Here is a 15812-nt window from a genome sequence, read left to right on the forward strand (position 1 = left end):
TGTCGGAATTCCCGTCCCTCCCGTCACCGGCTGACCCCACCTGCCCGAATTACCATTCATCGCCATTCACAGGCAATACCCAGCTATCGCCGACTACGAGGACGATTCCCCTTTATTGCCGCGTATCGGCCAGGTAGCTGTCAGGGTGGAAGTTGCAGGACGTCCCGCGCGATGACCTGTTCACCACCCCATTCACTTCCAATCGGGAGGACTTCTGTGCGCCAGAACACTGTGCGGCGGGCACTCGTCGCGTTCGCCCTGGCTCTGCCGGGAGCCGCGATCGCCACGGTGGCCGCCGCGCCAGCGGCCCACGCCGACGGCTGCTACACCTGGAAACGCGACCTCTACCAGGGGCGCTCCGGCGACGACGTCCGCCAGTTGCAGATCCGGGTGGCCGGATGGGCGGCCCGAGGGGGAATTGTCCGGATCGACGGCGACTTCGGACCCGAGACCGCCGCCGCGGTCAAGCGCTTCCAGAGCGCGTACGGGCTGCGCAGCGACGGCATCGCCGGCAAGCAGACCTTCAGCAAGCTCTACCAGTTGCAGGACAACGACTGCACGCCGGCCCACTTCAGCTACCGGGAGCTGGACGACGGCTGCGGCAAGGGCGGCTGGAGCGGCGGTCCGCTCTCCGCCACCGACACCAAGGCCAACGCGGTGCGCACCATGTGGAAGCTGGAGGCGCTGCGGCGCGACCTGGGCGACAAGCCGCTCTACGTCACCAGCGGGTTCCGCGACAAGACCTGCAACAAGCAGGTCGGCGGGGCCTCGAACAGCCAGCACCTCTACGGCAACGCCGCCGACGTGACCTCGCAGAACAGGTCGCTGTGCGAGGTCGCCCGGGCCTCCCGCGACCACGGGTTCAGCGGCATCTACGGCCCCGGCTCCGCCGGGCACGACGACCACGTCCACGTGGACTCCCGGCGGGAGAACAACCGGGACAACCTGACGAACGGCACCAGTTGGGCCGCTCCGGACTGCGGCGTCGGCAACTGACCGACGCGACGGCCGACGCCGGCCCGGCCCCACGGGATCACCAGGGCCGGGCCGGCGTCGGGGCTCAGCTCGCCCGGGGCCAGCGTGGCGCGGCGGCGGGGGGCGTCACCGGCCGGCCGGAAACGCCGGGGCGCACGCCCGGCCGCATCCCTGCCGCGGCGGGCCGCGCCCCGGGCACGACCGGCCGACCGACCTGGCCGCGGGCCGGGTAGCCGGCCGCCGGGGCGGTCCGCGCCGGGGCCGCGCCGGGCCGGGGCGTGGTGTAGGTGAACGGGAAGGGCACGTGCACGAACGGGTTGCCGTGCCGGATCAACGCGTCGATCTGACGCTCGTTCAACCCGTGGTTCTCCAGCACCCGCCGCCCCCAACGGTGCAGCCGGCACGGGTACGACGCGCCGTCGTTGCGGCACAGCGGCCCGTTGGGCCATTCCTCGGCGGCGTGCACCACGACCGCCCGCACCGCGAGCCGGACGTCCTCGGGTGTCAACGAGGCGGGCACCGGCACCTCGCCCAGAACCTGATCGATGGGGTCCGTCGACTGCTCACCAACTCGCACGGCAGGCCTCCCGCAACTCGGCAGCGGCTGCGGCTGAATCGCCACAACGCATCCTCGCGCAGTGGTACGGGCGGTGACCGGCGGCGGTTCAATCCCCCCAGGCGGTGAGCAGATCCTCCGGCGTCACCACCCGCACCCCGTCCACCACCGCGCCGGCCCGGGTCACCGCCAACAGCGGCACCCGTTCGTCAGCACCGGGCAGCCGGGACCGGTGCAGGGTGAGCCGTCCCAGGTCGTGCCCGTCGAAGGGCCGCTTCTCCAGCCACTTCACCGAGCCGACGACGGTGATCCGTCGGGCGACCGGTCCCCGGTCCGCCCCGACCAGGTCGATCTCCGGATCGTTGGTCCGGGTCCAGTAGCCGCCCACCACGCCGGTGCCCTCCGGCAGGTGGCCGGCGGGCAGCCGACGCAACGACTCCCGTATCACCGGCTCGATCGCCCGCCCCCGCCAGGACGTCCAGGAGGTACGCAGCCGGGCCAGGGTGAGATCGCCCCGCCCGCGCTCGATCTCGGGCAGGTACGGACCGAGAAAGGTCAGCCAGAAACGCAGGTACGGGTCGGCCACGGTGTAACGGGTTTCCCGCGAGGGGCGGGTGGACAGCGGGGTGGTCACCTCGACGATGCGCTTGTCGACCAGCAGTCGCAGCGCACGGCTGAGCGAAGCCTGGGGCAGGTCACCGGCGGCCCGTGCGATCAGTGAGAACGTCCGCTCCCCGGAGCCGATCGCCCGCAGCACCAGTCCGGCCTGCGACTGGGTGGGGAACTCGGCCGCCAGCGCCCGTTCCGCACTGACCAGCAGGGCAGAGGTCGGATCGGTCACCGCGTCGGCGAGGTAGTCGGCGAGGCCGGCCCCGCTGGGCCACTCGTCGAGGATCAGCGGCAGGCCGCCGGAGACGAGATAGGCGTCGAAGGCGTCAGCCGGTGCCGCCCCGAGCATCTCCCGGACGTCGGCGGGACTCAGCGGCGGCACCACCAACTCCGTCGCCCGCTGGTGGAACGGCCGGCCGTAATCGTTCAACGCCTCCATCATGGCCAGGTCGGAGCCGATGCCGATCACCAGCACCGGTAACCGGGACAGCTCCCGGTCGAACACCTTCTGCAGGGTGCCCTCCAGCCCGGGGTCCGTGGCGATCAAGTAGGGCAGCTCGTCGAGCACCACCACGGCCGGCCGGTCCGTCGGCAGGGCGGCGACCAGCAGGGTGAGCGCGGCGTCCCAGGTGCCCGGACGCTGAGCGGCGAAGAGGTGCGCGCCGGGCAGGCTGGACCCGACCACCGCCTCGACGAACAGCGCAAGATCGGCAGCCACGGTGGGCTGGGCGGACGCGGTGAAGAACACGTGTGGCACCCCGGCCCGGTCGACGAACTCCTCGACCAGGCGGGACTTGCCGACCCGACGCCGCCCCCGCATCAGCAGTGCCCGCCCGGGGCGGCCCGCCCGCCCTCCCCGGATGACCTTGGCCAGCATGCCGTCGAGCAGGGCGAGTTCCCGGTCCCGGCCCACGAAGCCGCGCATACCCTGCTCCCACGCACTCACAGTTGATACTACCAAAAATAAGGGTATCAAGGCTGAGTGCTACAGATCCTCAGACCAGGCCGGCGTCGTGGACCAGCAGCGCCACCTGCACCCGGTTGTTCAGCTCCAGCTTGGTCAGCAACCGGGACACGTACGCCTTCACCGTCGCCACGCTCATGAACAGCTCCGCCGAGATCTCCGCGTTGGTCCGGCCGTGACCGAGCGCCACCGCGACCTCGTGTTCCCGCTCGGTGAGCCCGGCCAGCAGTCGCAGCGCCCGGTCCCGACGCCGGTCCGGACCCGGCGTGGGCCCCACGGTCAGGTGGCTGATCAACTGCCTGGTCACCGTCGGCGACAGGGTGGCCTCACCGGCGGCCACCCGCAGCACCGCCCGGACGATCTCGGCGGGCGGGGTGTCCTTGAGCAGGAAACCGCCGGCCCCGGCCCGCAACGCCCGCAGCACCTGCTCGTCGGCGTCGAAGGTGGTCAGCACCAGCACCTCCGGCGGGTCCGGCGACGCCCGCAGCGTCTCGGTGGCGGCCAGCCCGTCGACCCGGGGCATCCGGATGTCCATCAGCACCACGTCCGGCGTGCACCTGGCGACGGCGGCAGGCACCTCGTCGCCGTCGGCGGCCTCGCCCACCACCCGGACGTCCGGCACGCCGCCGAGGATCATCGACAGCCCGGCGCGGACCAGCGGGTCGTCGTCGACGATCAACACCCGCACCGGGACGGCGTCGCCGTCGGTCGTCACCGGGCACCGCCGGGCAGCCGGTCGGCCGGGCTGCGTACGCCGGCCACGGCAGCCGGGCTGCTCATGCCGGCCACGGCAGCCGGGCCGCCAGCCGGAAGTCGCCGGTCGCCCCGTCCCGGCCGTGGGTCAACCGGCCGCCGGCCAGGGTGACCCGCTCGGCGATGCCGACCAGCCCGGTCCCGGCACCCGGCAGGGCCGGCGCGGAGCTGCCCACCGGCCAGGGGTTGCGGATCTCCACCGCCAACTCCCGCCCCGGCCCGCCGGCCAGCCGGACGCCGACCGTCGTGTCGGGGGCGTGCTTACGCGCGTTGGTCAGCCCCTCCTGCACGATCCGGTACGCGCTGCGCCCCACCGCCGTCGGCACCCGCGTCGGGTCGGCGACCTCGTCGACCAGGGTGACCCGGACCCCGGCGGCCCGGGACTCGGCGATCAACGCGGGCACGTCGGCGAGGGTGGGCTGGGGGCGTTCCGGTGCGGCGTCGCCGCCGGAGGCGTCGGCCCGGAGCACCCCGATCACCTCGCGCAGGTCCTGAAGGGCGGCGTGGGCGCTGCCCCGGATCACCCCGGCCGCCCGCGCCACCTCCTGCGGCGGCGCGTCCGGGCGGAACTCCAACGCCCCGGCATGCAGGCTGAGCAGCGAGATCCGGTGCGCCAGCACGTCGTGCATCTCCCGGGCGATCCGGGTGCGTTCGAGCTGGCGGGCCTGTTCGACGCGGAGCTGCTGCTCGGCCTCGGCCCGGTGGGCCCGGTCCCGCAGCGACAGCACCAGCTGCCGGCGGGCCCGGACGAACAACGCCCAGGCCACCACGATCCCGACGAACATCACCGTCCAGGCCACCGTCGCCCAGTAGGGCAGCGTCGGGTCGGGGCGCACGACCGTGTAGAGCGGGATGACCGCCAGGTGGAAGCCGACCAGCGCCGCGCCGATCGGCAGCGGCCGGTGGACCAGCACGGTGAAGACCACCACCAGCATCGCCACCCCGGCGGTCACCGAGAACAGCGCCAGCGGCAGGCCGGCCACGGCCAGCCCGACCGGCCAGCGCCGACGCAGCCACAGCGCCGCGCAGTAGCCCAGGCCCGCCGCCAGGTCCACCCCGACCAGCCAGGACGGCCCGGCGTTGTGGGCGAACTGCGGGTCGGGCGACGTCGCGTCGCCGAACGCCAGCAGCGCCCAGCCGACGGCCAGCAGGAAGGCCACCGTGTCGACCAGCCAGTCCCGCGGCGTCCGTCGGGGCGCCCTCGCCTCGGGTGTCAGCGCCCCCGGCAGCAGCCAGGGATGATCGGGTACGACGGCAGCACTCACCCACCCATGCTAGAAAGCCGGACGGCGCCCCGGACACCAACCAAAGTCGAGGTCTGCGGGTAGACCGAGGTAGGGGCGGCTCTCGACGGTCGGCCGCAGCGCCCGGCCGGGTGGCTGGGACAGGCTCGACGGCATGATCGCAGTCGAGCACCTCACCAAACGGTACGGCCCGCACCCCGCCGTCGACGACGTCTCGTTCCGCTGCGAAGCGGGCACGGTGACCGGTTTCCTCGGCCCGAACGGGGCGGGCAAATCCACCACCATGCGGATGCTCTGCGGGCTGACCCGCCCGAGCTCCGGCACCGCCACCGTCGCCGGTCAGCCCTACCGGGAGCTGCCCAACCCGGGCCGCGAGGTGGGCGTGCTGCTGGACGCCTCGGCGCAGCACGTCGGGCGCAGCGGGCGGGAGACCCTGTTCCTGGCCGCCCGCACCATGGGCGTGGACGCCGACCGGGTGCCCGCCGTGCTCGACCGGGTGGGCCTGAACCCGGTGGCGGCGAAGCGGCGGGTCGGGGCGTACTCGCTGGGCATGCGGCAGCGGCTCGGCCTGGCGCTGGCGCTGCTGGGCGAACCCCGGGTGCTGGTCCTCGACGAGCCGGCCAACGGCCTGGACCCGGAGGGGATCTTCTGGATGCGCGGCCTGCTGCGCGACTTCGCCGACCGGGGCGGCACCGTGCTGCTCTCCTCCCACCTGCTGCGGGAGGTGGAGGCGGTCGCCGACCGGCTGGTGGTGATCGGCGGCGGCCGGGTGGTCGCCCAGGGTGGCAAGGACGAACTGCTGGCCGGGGCCGGCACCCTGGTCCGGGCCCGCGACCCCCGCGCCCTGCGGCTCACCCTCGACCGGGCGGGGCTGGACGCCACCGGCAGCGCCGACGGCGGGTGTGTGGTGCACGCCGAACCCGGCGTCGTCGGGCAGGCCGCCGCCGACGCCGGGCTGGTCCTGACCGAGCTGCGGCCGGCCGGCGGCGGTGGCCTGGAACAGCTCTTCCTCACCCTGACCGCCGGCGCGAGCACCAAGGAGGCCGTGCAGTGACCACCATGACGACCACTCCCCCCACCACCGTCCGGCCGGTCGTGACCGGGCCTTCCCTGGCCCGGCTGGTCGGGGTGGAGCTGCGTAAGCTCGGCGACACCCGGGCCGGCCGCTGGCTGCTGGCCTCGATCGGGTTGATCGCCGCCGCGATCGTCGCGCTGCAACTGCGCTTCGTCGACGACGCCGCGCAGACCTTCAGCAACTTCTTCACCGCGTCGCTCGCGCCGGTGGCGCTGCTGCTGCCGGTGCTGGGCATCCTGTCGATCACCGCCGAGTGGTCCCAACGCACCGCGCTGACCACGTTCGCCCTGGTGCCGCGCCGGGAACGGGTGATCGTCGCCAAACTCGCCGCCGTGCTGCTCGCCGCGTTGGCGTCGGTGCTGGTGAGCCTGGCCGTCGCCGCCGTCGGCACCCTACTGGCCGGGATCACCGGCGGGGCGGGCAGCTGGGACCTCGACTGGACGGCGGCCGGGCACGCCACCGTGTTCCAGGCCATCAACGTGCTGATCGGCGCGGGGTTCGGGTTGCTGCTGCTCAACACCCCGCTGGCGATCGTCACCTCGCTGCTGCTGCCGACCGTGTGGGGCATCCTGTCCGCGATGATCACGGCGCTGCACGGCCCGGCCCGCTGGCTGGACACCTCGATCACCATGGAGCCGCTGCTCGGCCCGGACATGACGGCCGGACAGTGGGGTCGACTCGGGGTGTCCCTGCTGGTCTGGGTGGTCGCGCCGATCGCCGTCGGGACGGTGCGCACGCTGCGGCGCGAGGTGCACTGACGATGCGGGCGCAGGAGCCGGGCGGCGCGACCAGGGTCGGTGGCGACGTCGGGGAGCTGCTGGTGATGTGGGTCGGCTTCCCGCTGCTGGGCGGTGCCCTGGGTGGGCGGCTGCCCATGGTCGCCGACTGGGTGGCGGGGCTGCCCTGGGCTCCGGTGCAGGGCTGGTTCGAGCTGGTCGCCGGGTTGCCGTACCGGCGGGCGCTGGCCGGGGGCCTGCTGCTCGGGATGCTGGCCGGGCTGCTCCTGGCCTACGTCGGCACCCGGGAACGGTTGATCGTCACGGTGGACCGGGGCGGTGTCCGGCTACGCCGCGACGGCGTCGACCGCGAACTGGCCCGGCGCACCGTCACCGCCGTCTTCGTCGACGGCCGGGAGCTGGTGCTGCTCGGCCCGGCCGGCGCGGAGCTGGCCCGGGAACGCTCCGACCTGAGCCGGCGGCAGCTGCGGGACGCGTTCGACGGGCACGGGTGGCCGTGGCGGGACGCCGACCCGCACCGGGACGCGTACCGGCGGTGGGTGGCGGGGCTGCCGGACCTGCCACCGGGGGCGGACCCGCTGCTGCGCGCCCGCCAGCGGGCCGTCGACGCCCACCGGGCGCGCGACGTGCGGGAACTGCGCGCGGAACTGGCCCGGATCGGGGTGGTCGTCCGGGACGAGGGTGGACGGCAGTACTGGCGGGCGGCTGCGCACCCGGATGGGCAGGCCCCGCCGCAGCCGTAGCCCGGCGTCCCCGGTCGGACCGCCCGGCACCTCGTTCGAGCGTGACCAAAGTGTCGCCGATTGTGCATCCGCCGCACAGGGAATATCAACCTAGGTGGATGCATTCCCGGCGGAAGGGGACGACGATGGCCGCCACGGTCGACCGCGGTGGGATCTTCCGCCGTAAGCCGGTCGAGGAGATCGCCGACGACTCCGACCAGGGGTTGTCCCGCTCGCTGGGGCTGTGGCAGCTCACCGCGATCGGCGTCGGCGGCATCATCGGCGCCGGCATCTTCGCCCTGGCCGGGGCGGTCGCCAACGAGACCGCCGGGCCGGCCGTGCTGGTGTCGTTCCTGATCGCGGGGCTGGCCAGCGCGGCGGCGGCGCTGTCGTACGCCGAGTTCGCCGGCATGATCCCCAAGGCCGGCTCGGCCTACACCTACGGCTACGCGGTGCTCGGCGAGGCGGTCGGCTGGTTCATCGGCTGGGACCTGCTGCTGGAGTACACCGCGATCGTGGCGGTGGTGGCGATCGGCATCTCCGGCTACTTCGGCTTCCTCGTCGGGCAGCTCGGCGTCGACCTGCCGGCCTGGATGCTGGGCGCCCCGGGCACCGGCGACGGGCACGTGGTGGACCTGTTCGCCGTGCTGCTCTGCCTGCTGATCGCCTTCCTGCTGACGTTGGGCATCCGGACCGCCGCCCGGTTCGAGACGGTAGTGGTCGGGGTGAAGGTGGCCGTGGTGCTGCTGGTGATCGTGGTCGGCTTCTTCCACGTCCGCACCGCCAACTACTCGCCGTTCTTCCCGTTCGGGCTGGGCGGGGCGTTCACCGGCGCGGCCACGGTCTTCTTCGCCGTCTTCGGTTACGACGCGATGAGCACCGCCGCCGAGGAGTCCCGCGACGCCCGCCGGCACATGCCGAAGGCGATCGTCTGGTCGCTGGTCATCTCGATGGTGCTGTACGTGCTGGCCACGCTGGTGCTCACCGGGATGCAGAACTACCGGGACATCGACCCGGAGAGCGGCTTCTCCTCCGCGTTCGCCTCGGTGGGGCTCTCGGGCCTGGCCAGCGTCATCGCCGTCGGGGCGATCATCGGCATCCTGACGGTGATGTTCACCTTCATGCTCGGGGTGACCCGGGTGTGGTTCTCGATGAGCCGTGACGGTCTGCTGCCGGCCTGGTTCGCCAAGGTGCACCCGGTGCGTCGGGTACCCACCCGGGTCACCTGGATCGTCGGCGTGGCCTCGGCGGTGATCGCCGGCTTCCTGCCGATCCGGCAGGCCGCCGAGCTGACCAACATCGGTATCCTGCTCGCCTTCGTGGTGGTCTGCGTCGCGGTGATCGTGCTGCGCTACCGCAGCCCGGACGCCCCGCGGACGTTCCGGTTGCCCGGGATGCCGGTGGTGCCGGCGCTCGGGGTGGTCTTCTCGGTCTGGCTGATCAGCTTCCTCGACCACGTCACGTGGCTGCGGTTCGCCGTCTGGTTCCTGCTCGGCGGGCTGATCTACGCCTGTTACGGGTACCGGCGCTCCGCGTTGGCCGGCCGTGCCGACCCACCGGCCGGTGGTGCCGGGCGGTGACCGGGCCGCCCCGGGACGCCTGCCGTCCGGGCCAGCACCAGCGCGGTGCCGAGACCGGCGACCAGGCCGGCCAGCGCCGGGAGCACATCCGGGTCGCCGCCGCCGACCGGGCTGTTGCCGGCCAGCGCGGTCAACGGCGCACCGGGTGAGAGGGCCGCGCTGACCAGCGACGCGACGTGCCACAGCGCGAGCGGGGCGAGCAGGGCCACCGGCACGAGCAGCGGGTAGCGCCGTGCCGGCAGGGCGGGCCGGGTCAGCAGCGTCACCCCCAGCAGCAGCGCCGCGCCGAGCAACGCCGCCGGCACCAGCCGCTCGGCCGGTCCGACGAGCCGGACCAGCGGCAGGCCGATCCCCCCGGTCACGGCCACACCCGTCGCCGCCGTGAGCCGACGTCGACCCCGGGCGGGGGCGGCGCCCGCCGCCCCGGTGACGGTCACCGCCAGCAACAGCAGGGCAGTGACCAGGGCTGCCGGATCGAGTGCCGGTTCCCGGCCGGTCGGTGACCGGGTCAGCACGGCGGTCAGCGCCAGCACCGCCGCGACGGCGGCCACCCCGGCCAGGACGGCCCGGTCCCGGCCGGCCACGCCGACCGGCCGGTGCGGGTCTGCCGGACCGACGGTCCGGTCCGGCCGGGCAACTGCTGCCGCGCCGGCCAGGCCCGCTCCGCCGGGCGCGTCTGGCGGGCCGGTCCCGCCCGCCCGGCGGGGACCGTCCACACCGGTCGCGCCGTCCCGGCGTACGGCGGACGCGACGGTGATGCCGACGGCCAGCCAGCCGGCGACGACGAGTGCCACCGTCGCGCCGGGGCCGGTGGGGTCGGCCCGGTCGACGGCGACGTCGGCGGCCAGTGCGCCGCCGCCGAGCAGCACGGCCGGCGTCAGCCAGGAGCGTCGGCCCGCACCGGCCAACACCAACCCGCAAACGGCCGCCAGCAGCGCCAGGAAACGCAGGTCACGGGCCCAGTAGGTGGACGACTCGGGGAGCCGTTCCGACCACGGGCCGACCGGTTCGGTGAGTGGTTGCCACACGGTCATGCCGACCGCCCAGAGCGGCACGGCCAGGGCGGCGAGCCCGACGCCGGCGGCGGCGAGCCGGCGGCCCGATCGCGGAGCGTGACCGGCCGGGAGGGGCATCATGGATGCTCAGACGCCGTCCGGGCGGCCACGGTTCCCCTGCGGGGAGGCTCGTCCGTCCGGACAGGGCAGCTGGTCTCAATCTTGTGCGGCACCTGGCCGGTGGATACGCTCCCGCGGCTGTCTCCACCCGAGAAAGGACCGCAGTGACCGCTCCTGTCACCACTCAGAAGTCCTGGGTCGTCACCCTGCTGCTCTGCTTCTTCATCGGCGTGCTCGGCGCGCACCGGTTCTACACCGGCAAGGTCGGCACCGGCGTGCTCCAGTTGATCACCATCGGCGGGTTCGGTATCTGGGCGTTCATCGATCTGATCCTGATCCTGGTCGGCGCGTTCCGCGACAAGCAGGGCCAGCCGTTGGTCAAGTGAAGCGGCGGGAATTCACCTCGGCGACCTCCCGCCGGGCGGGTTGCGGCCGATAACATCGCCGGGCATGGATATGAAGAGCAGCATCCGCCCGCGAACCGGGCGGCTGGTCACCGTGCTCACCGCCGCCGTCACCCTGGCGGTCCCGGTGGCGGTGGCCGCGACGTCGGCGTCGGCGGCGGCCACGTCGACCGTGGCGCAGGCCCTCGCCACCCAGGACGGCCGGACCGCCACCGTCACCGGGTACGTCATCGGCCAGCCGACCGCCACCAACACGGTGCTCACCTCCGGCTACACCGCCGACACCGCCATCGCCCTGGCCGACACCGCCACCGAGACCGGCACCAGCCGGATGCTCTACGTCCAGATCACCGCCGACTACCGCAGCACGTTCGGGCTGCTGACCAACCCGTCGCTGCGCGGCCGGCAGGTCATCGCCACCGGGACGCTGACCGCGTACTTCAGCCACGGCGGGTTGAAGAGCCCGACCGCGATGAGCCTCGGCGGCGGCAGCAGCACGCCGACGCCCACCGCCACCGCCTCCCCCGCCCCCGGGCCGACCGGCTCCACCGGGCCGTACGACTCGACGTACTACGCGAACGCGATGGGCAAGACCGGCAGCGCGCTGCGCGCGTCCCTGCACACGATCATCAAGACCCAGACCAAACTCAGCTACGACCAGGCGTGGGAGGCGTTGAAGGACACCGACCAGGACCCGGCGAACGCCAACAACGTGATCCTGCTCTACAGCGGACGCTCGCAGAGCAAGAGCAGCAACGGCGGCGGGGCCAACGACTGGAACCGGGAGCACGTCTGGGCCAAGTCGCACGGCGACTTCGGCACCGCCACCGGGCCGGGCACCGACGTGCACCACCTGCGCCCCGAGGACGTGACGGTCAACTCCACCCGGGGCAACAAGGACTTCGACACCGGCGGCAGCGCGGTCGCCGAGGCCCCGGGCAGCTACAGCGACGCCGACTCGTTCGAGCCCCGCAACGCGGTCAAGGGCGACGTCGCCCGCATGATCATGTATATGGCGATCCGGTACGAGGGTGACGACGGCTGGCCGAACCTGGAGATGAACAACTCGGTCACCAACGGTTCCGCGCCCTACCTGGGCCGGCTGTCGGTGCTGCTCCAGTGGCACCGCCAGGACCCGCCCGATGCCTTCGAGCAGCGCCGTAACCAGCGCATCTACGAGCGCTGGCAGGGCAACCGCAACCCGTTCGTCGACCACCCGGAGTGGGCCACCGCGATCTGGGGCTGAACGGGCCGGTTGTCACAGATCACCCCGGTCGGGCCGTGAGGACGCGGCCCGACCGGGTAGACACCCGGTATGGCGAATACCGTTCCCGACATCAGTCTCAACGACGGCAACACCATCCCGCAGCTCGGCTTCGGGGTCTACCAGATCGAGCCGAAGGACACCGCCGAGGCCGTCGGCCGGGCGCTGGAGATCGGCTACCGGCACATCGACACCGCCCAGATGTACGGCAACGAGGCCGGGGTCGGCGAGGCCGTCCGCGCCTCCGGGCTGGACCGGGGCGAGGTCTTCGTGACCAGCAAGCTCAACAACGGCTTCCACCGCCCCGAGGAGGCCCGCAGGGCGTTCGAGTCGACGCTGTCCGCGCTGAAGACGGACTACGTCGACCTGTTCCTCATCCACTGGCCGCTGCCCACCCGCTACGACGGTGACTTCGTCTCCACCTGGAAGACGCTTGAGGAGTTCCAGCGCGACGGCCGGGCCCGCTCGATCGGGGTGTCGAACTTCCAGGTGCCGCACCTGGAGCGGCTGGCCGCCGAAGCCGACGTGGTGCCGGCGGTCAACCAGATCGAGGTGCACCCCTACCTCACCAACGAGCAGGTGCGCGCGTACGGCAGCAAGCACAACATCCTCACCGAGGCGTGGTCCCCGATCGCCCAGGGCAGGGTGCTCGACGATCCGACGATCGTGGACGTCGCCGAGCAGGTGGGCCGTACCCCCGCCCAGGTGGTGCTGCGCTGGCACGTGCAGCGCGGCGACATCGTCTTCCCGAAGTCGACCACCCCGAAGCGGATCGAGGAGAACTTCCAGATCTTCGACTTCACCCTGGACGACACGGCGATGGAGCGGATCAGCGGGCTGGACAAGGGCGAGGCCGGACGGACCGGCCCGAACCCGGACGAGTTCGACTACATCCCCGCCTGAGCGGCACCGGCCGCCGCGCGGCGCGACCCACCGGGGCGGGACCCGACTGCACGGGTCCCCGCCCCGGCGGCTCCGCTTCTCGGCGATGCCGACCGGTTCCGCAGGACCGGGGGTGGGGTGGGTGGGGTGGACGCTGTCGAGCTGATGACGCAACCGAATCATCAGTTCCGTCATTGATGAACGTGCATACATGTCCGTAGCATCCGGGTCATGCGTGCCCGCCCCCTCACCGCCACCGCCACCCTCGCCGCGCTGGTGAGCCTGCTCGCGGTAGGCGTCGCCCACGCCGACGACGCCCCGGCGCTGACCACCCCCGGCGCACCCGTGGTGGTCGCCAACGACCCGCACCGGCTCAGCCTGACCTGGACCCCGTCGACGTGGAAGGGCGAGCCGGGCGGCCCGATCACCTACGACGTACGTTCGCCGATCGGGCCGAACGCCTACCGGGGCCTGGGCAGCACGCAGACCAACGCCGTCACCCTGACCGACCTCGCCCCGGGCACCGACTACCGGATCGCGCTCCAGGCGTACGCCCTCGGCGGCTACTCCGACACCTCGGCGGTCACCACCGTGCGCACCGCGTACGGGCGGGCGAAGGTCGACTACCTCAACCTCGACTGGGCACCCACCGACAACCAGGCCCAGTTCCGGATCAACATCACCAACACCGGCGGCCGACCGCTGGACCTGACCACCGTGCGGGTCCGCTACCACCTGCGTTTCGAGAACGGCAACGCCGCCCTGACCACCGAGTGCGACTGGGCGACGCTCGGCTGCGACCACATCCGGCGTACCCTCCAGTATTTTCCGCCGCCCGCGCCGCCGCCCGGCCCCAGCCCGACCCCGACCGTCTACCCGGTGCCCGGCACCCCCTTCCCCGGCTGGGTGGAGCTGACCTTCGACACCGGGATGCTGGCCCCCGGCGCGTCCTCCGGGCCGATCCAGCTCCGGCTGCACCGGCCCAACTGGACCACGATCGACGAACGCGACGACCCGAGCTGGCAGGCGGCCACCGGCGCGTGGACCGCCAACAGCCGGATCACCCTCGACGTCGACGGGGTCCGCGAGTACGGCGACAACTGGGGCTGACCTCCGTCAGGCGTGGGCCTCCCCGGCGACGGCGCGCTGGGCCGCGACGATCATGGCGACCGGCAGGCCCACGCCGCAGAGCACGGCCGCCAGGTAGTCCAGCACCCGCCAGTGCTGCTCGTCGGTCAGCCCGAGCCGCCGCCACGCCCCTGCGGCCGCCCGCCCACCGCCACCGCCGGAGGCCGGGCCGCCCAGGGCCGAGGCCAGCTGGGCGGTCAGCCGGCCGGCCAGCCGGGGCCGGTCCAGCCCGATCAGGTACGGCGCCAGCTCGGCGTCCGCCGCGACCAGGCGCAGCCAGCGGATCACCACCGCGCGCACCCCGGCCGGCCCGAGCCAGTCGAACGCGCTCCGGGGGCAGGTGACCAGTTCCGTCGTCCGCACACCCCTCAGTACGGATCGTCGCGTACCCGCAGTTCACCGTCCCGTCGACGGACGGTGCCCGGCCAGGAACGTCATGGTGGTCTGGTTGGCGGCCCAGCCGTCGGGGAACTTCACCGGCACGTCCAGGTGCACCGACTCCGTTGACGGGTGGGCGTCCAGCAGCTCACCGATGCCGGCGCGGGCCACCACGATGCAGGCGTGCCGGTGCCGGGAGGTCAGCACACACAGCCGGCCCGACTCCAGGTGGAAGTTCGTCGCGTCCCGCCGGCCGGACAGCGGGTGCAGCACGATCGTCACGTCGTACTCCCGGCCCTGGAGCCGGTTGGCGGTGTCCACCGTGACGTCCGCCCCGGCCGGGCCGAGCTGGGCGCGGATCGCGGCGACCTGGTCGCGGTGCGCCGCGCCGACGGCGATCCGGTCGGCGGTCACCGGCACGCCGGCCGGGGCGTGCTCGGAGACCGCGACCGCGCCCCGGGCCAGCACCCGCAGGGCGAGCGCGGCGCACGCCGCGGCGGCCTCCGCATCGGTACGCAGGGTGTGCCGGGCCGGCAGCTCGTGCAACGCCCAACCGACGCCGGCGGCCAGTTCCACCGCCGCGTCGAGCGCGTCGCCCGGCCCCGGCCGGGTCAGCGTCAACGCCCGGTCGGCCGGGCCGGTGCCGGCGCGGAAGCCGGTGAACGGGTAGAACGCCGCCGCGACCACCGGGGCCGCCGACGCCGGCAACCGCCAGGACACCGGCAGCCGGTGCACCGGCAGGTCCGGGTTGTGCCGCAACAGCACCGCCACCGCCGCCTGCATCGGATCCCAGCTCAGGCCCGTCCAGCGCAGCGTCTCGACGGTGGAGAACGGGTCGAGCTGCCCGGGATCACCCACGAACAGCGCCCGCTCGAACCGCCCGGCCACCCGCAGCAGGGCGTCCGAGCGCATCTGGTACGCCTCGTCGACGATCGCCCACGGCCACCGGCCGTCGGTGACCGTGGCCCACTTCGCTGCCGTACCGATGGTGACGGCCGGATCGCCCAGGTCGGCGACCTTCGACGCGACCCGGACCGTGTCGTGCCCCCGGACCCGCTCCGACGGCCGGTAGTCGGTCGCCGACAACCGGCCGATGCGCAGCTCGGGGGCCTTGGTGGCGAGCCGGTCGATGAGGTCGTCGACCTGCTCGTTGGTCTGCGCCACGATCATCAGCGGCTCACCGGCGGCGGCCAGCTCGGCGGCGGCCCGCACCACCAGGGTCGACTTGCCGGCCCCGGGTGGGGAGTCGACCACCACGCCCCGATGGTCGCCCGAGCGCAGGTCGGCAAGGACGGCCGCGACGACCCGTTCCGCCTCGACGGCGGGCGGCACCTCAAGCCCGAGCATCGGCCTCTCCTCCCGATCCGCTGTCGCTTGGCCAGCGGTAGTTCCACCACGATACGGATCGTCGCCGGAGCGGCCGGGT

The 15812-nt window shown here is 73.3% G+C and carries 15 protein-coding genes and 1 pseudogene; 9 read left to right on the plus strand and 7 right to left on the minus strand.

The window, feature by feature from the left end:
* Window positions 1-216: 216 nt before the first annotated feature.
* The gene (locus ACN267_RS18650; protein ID WP_281900192.1) at window positions 217-996 is read left to right on the plus strand and encodes a D-Ala-D-Ala carboxypeptidase family metallohydrolase; all 780 of its coding nucleotides are present in this window, start codon (window positions 217-219) and stop codon (window positions 994-996) included.
* A gap of 64 nt (window positions 997-1060) precedes the next feature.
* Here ACN267_RS18650 and ACN267_RS18655 read toward each other — a convergent pair whose 3' ends face one another.
* From ACN267_RS18655 to ACN267_RS18670, 4 genes and pseudogenes are all read right to left on the minus strand, one after another.
* Complete coding sequence (locus ACN267_RS18655) at window positions 1061-1552, minus strand: hypothetical protein (protein WP_421489234.1); 492 nt, start codon at window positions 1550-1552, stop codon at window positions 1061-1063.
* A gap of 88 nt (window positions 1553-1640) precedes the next feature.
* Entirely contained in the window at window positions 1641-3065 is a 1425-nt protein-coding gene (locus ACN267_RS18660) for an ATP-binding protein (RefSeq protein ID WP_421489235.1), read from the minus strand.
* 70 nt (window positions 3066-3135) lie between these two features.
* A pseudogene (locus tag ACN267_RS18665) lies at window positions 3136-3884 on the minus strand (response regulator).
* A complete protein-coding gene (locus ACN267_RS18670; RefSeq protein WP_204956620.1) occupies window positions 3881-5122 on the minus strand; it encodes a sensor histidine kinase in 1242 nt (413 codons plus the stop codon). Before ACN267_RS18670 ends, ACN267_RS18665 begins: the two are co-directional and overlap by 4 nt.
* A 133-nt stretch (window positions 5123-5255) precedes the next feature.
* On the opposite strand from ACN267_RS18670, the gene ACN267_RS18675 reads away from it, so the two are divergent.
* From ACN267_RS18675 to ACN267_RS18690, 4 genes are all read left to right on the plus strand, one after another.
* On the plus strand, window positions 5256-6155 hold the full coding sequence (locus ACN267_RS18675) for an ABC transporter ATP-binding protein (RefSeq protein ID WP_204956619.1): 900 nt from the start codon (window positions 5256-5258) through the stop codon (window positions 6153-6155).
* A gap of 5 nt (window positions 6156-6160) precedes the next feature.
* The gene (locus tag ACN267_RS18680) at window positions 6161-6934 is read left to right on the plus strand and encodes an ABC transporter permease (RefSeq protein ID WP_421490446.1); all 774 of its coding nucleotides are present in this window, start codon (window positions 6161-6163) and stop codon (window positions 6932-6934) included.
* Window positions 6935-6936: 2 nt separating this feature from the next.
* Window positions 6937-7656 carry a YqeB family protein gene (locus ACN267_RS18685; RefSeq protein ID WP_204956618.1) on the plus strand — a complete coding sequence of 240 codons (720 nt, stop codon included), beginning with the start codon at window positions 6937-6939 and terminating at the stop codon, window positions 7654-7656.
* Window positions 7657-7781: 125 nt separating this feature from the next.
* Complete coding sequence (locus tag ACN267_RS18690) at window positions 7782-9215, plus strand: amino acid permease (RefSeq protein ID WP_421489236.1); 1434 nt, start codon at window positions 7782-7784, stop codon at window positions 9213-9215.
* Here ACN267_RS18690 and ACN267_RS18695 read toward each other — a convergent pair.
* Window positions 9149-10348: a hypothetical protein gene (locus ACN267_RS18695; protein ID WP_421489237.1), complete on the minus strand. Its 1200-nt coding sequence runs from the start codon at window positions 10346-10348 to the stop codon at window positions 9149-9151. The two genes, ACN267_RS18690 and ACN267_RS18695, sit on opposite strands and share 67 nt — an antisense overlap.
* Window positions 10349-10494: 146 nt before the next feature.
* Between ACN267_RS18695 and ACN267_RS18700 the strand changes: the two genes are divergently transcribed.
* The 4 genes from ACN267_RS18700 (at window position 10495) to ACN267_RS18715 (ending at window position 13990) form a co-directional block, all read left to right on the plus strand.
* Complete coding sequence (locus tag ACN267_RS18700; protein WP_281900201.1) at window positions 10495-10716, plus strand: TM2 domain-containing protein; 222 nt, start codon at window positions 10495-10497, stop codon at window positions 10714-10716.
* A gap of 64 nt (window positions 10717-10780) precedes the next feature.
* Entirely contained in the window at window positions 10781-11980 is a 1200-nt protein-coding gene (locus ACN267_RS18705) for an endonuclease (RefSeq protein WP_421489238.1), read from the plus strand.
* A gap of 69 nt (window positions 11981-12049) precedes the next feature.
* Window positions 12050-12901 (plus strand): aldo/keto reductase, encoded by an 852-nt coding sequence (locus ACN267_RS18710; protein WP_204956613.1) that lies wholly within the window; start codon window positions 12050-12052, stop codon window positions 12899-12901.
* Window positions 12902-13111: 210 nt separating this feature from the next.
* Window positions 13112-13990 carry a cellulose binding domain-containing protein gene (locus ACN267_RS18715; RefSeq protein WP_421489239.1) on the plus strand — a complete coding sequence of 293 codons (879 nt, stop codon included), beginning with the start codon at window positions 13112-13114 and terminating at the stop codon, window positions 13988-13990.
* A gap of 6 nt (window positions 13991-13996) precedes the next feature.
* On the opposite strand, the gene ACN267_RS18720 is transcribed toward ACN267_RS18715, so the two are convergent.
* Together ACN267_RS18720 and ACN267_RS18725 are read right to left on the minus strand one after the other, a co-directional pair.
* A complete protein-coding gene (locus tag ACN267_RS18720; protein ID WP_421489240.1) occupies window positions 13997-14371 on the minus strand; it encodes a globin in 375 nt (124 codons plus the stop codon).
* A gap of 33 nt (window positions 14372-14404) precedes the next feature.
* A complete protein-coding gene (locus tag ACN267_RS18725; protein ID WP_421489241.1) occupies window positions 14405-15733 on the minus strand; it encodes an AAA family ATPase in 1329 nt (442 codons plus the stop codon).
* Window positions 15734-15812: the final 79 nt, after the last annotated feature.

It is taken from the genome of Micromonospora sp. WMMD734 (assembly GCF_049178975.1).
GTDB classification, from domain to species: Bacteria; Actinomycetota; Actinomycetes; order Mycobacteriales; family Micromonosporaceae; genus Micromonospora; species Micromonospora wenchangensis.

Excerpts from the sequence above, each read along its gene's own strand:
- ACN267_RS18660 (WP_421489235.1), bottom strand. The coding sequence starts at position 3,065 with ATGCGCGGCTTCGTGGGCCGGGACCGGGAACTCGCCCTGCTCGACGGC.
- ACN267_RS18675 (WP_204956619.1), top strand. The coding sequence starts at position 5,256 with ATGATCGCAGTCGAGCACCTCACCAAACGGTACGGCCCGCACCCCGCC.
- ACN267_RS18680 (WP_421490446.1), top strand. The coding sequence starts at position 6,161 with ATGACGACCACTCCCCCCACCACCGTCCGGCCGGTCGTGACCGGGCCT.
- ACN267_RS18685 (WP_204956618.1), top strand. The coding sequence starts at position 6,937 with ATGCGGGCGCAGGAGCCGGGCGGCGCGACCAGGGTCGGTGGCGACGTC.
- ACN267_RS18690 (WP_421489236.1), top strand. The coding sequence starts at position 7,782 with ATGGCCGCCACGGTCGACCGCGGTGGGATCTTCCGCCGTAAGCCGGTC.
- ACN267_RS18695 (WP_421489237.1), bottom strand. The coding sequence starts at position 10,348 with ATGCCCCTCCCGGCCGGTCACGCTCCGCGATCGGGCCGCCGGCTCGCC.
- ACN267_RS18705 (WP_421489238.1), top strand. The coding sequence starts at position 10,781 with ATGGATATGAAGAGCAGCATCCGCCCGCGAACCGGGCGGCTGGTCACC.
- ACN267_RS18710 (WP_204956613.1), top strand. The coding sequence starts at position 12,050 with ATGGCGAATACCGTTCCCGACATCAGTCTCAACGACGGCAACACCATC.
- ACN267_RS18715 (WP_421489239.1), top strand. The coding sequence starts at position 13,112 with ATGCGTGCCCGCCCCCTCACCGCCACCGCCACCCTCGCCGCGCTGGTG.
- ACN267_RS18725 (WP_421489241.1), bottom strand. The coding sequence starts at position 15,733 with ATGCTCGGGCTTGAGGTGCCGCCCGCCGTCGAGGCGGAACGGGTCGTC.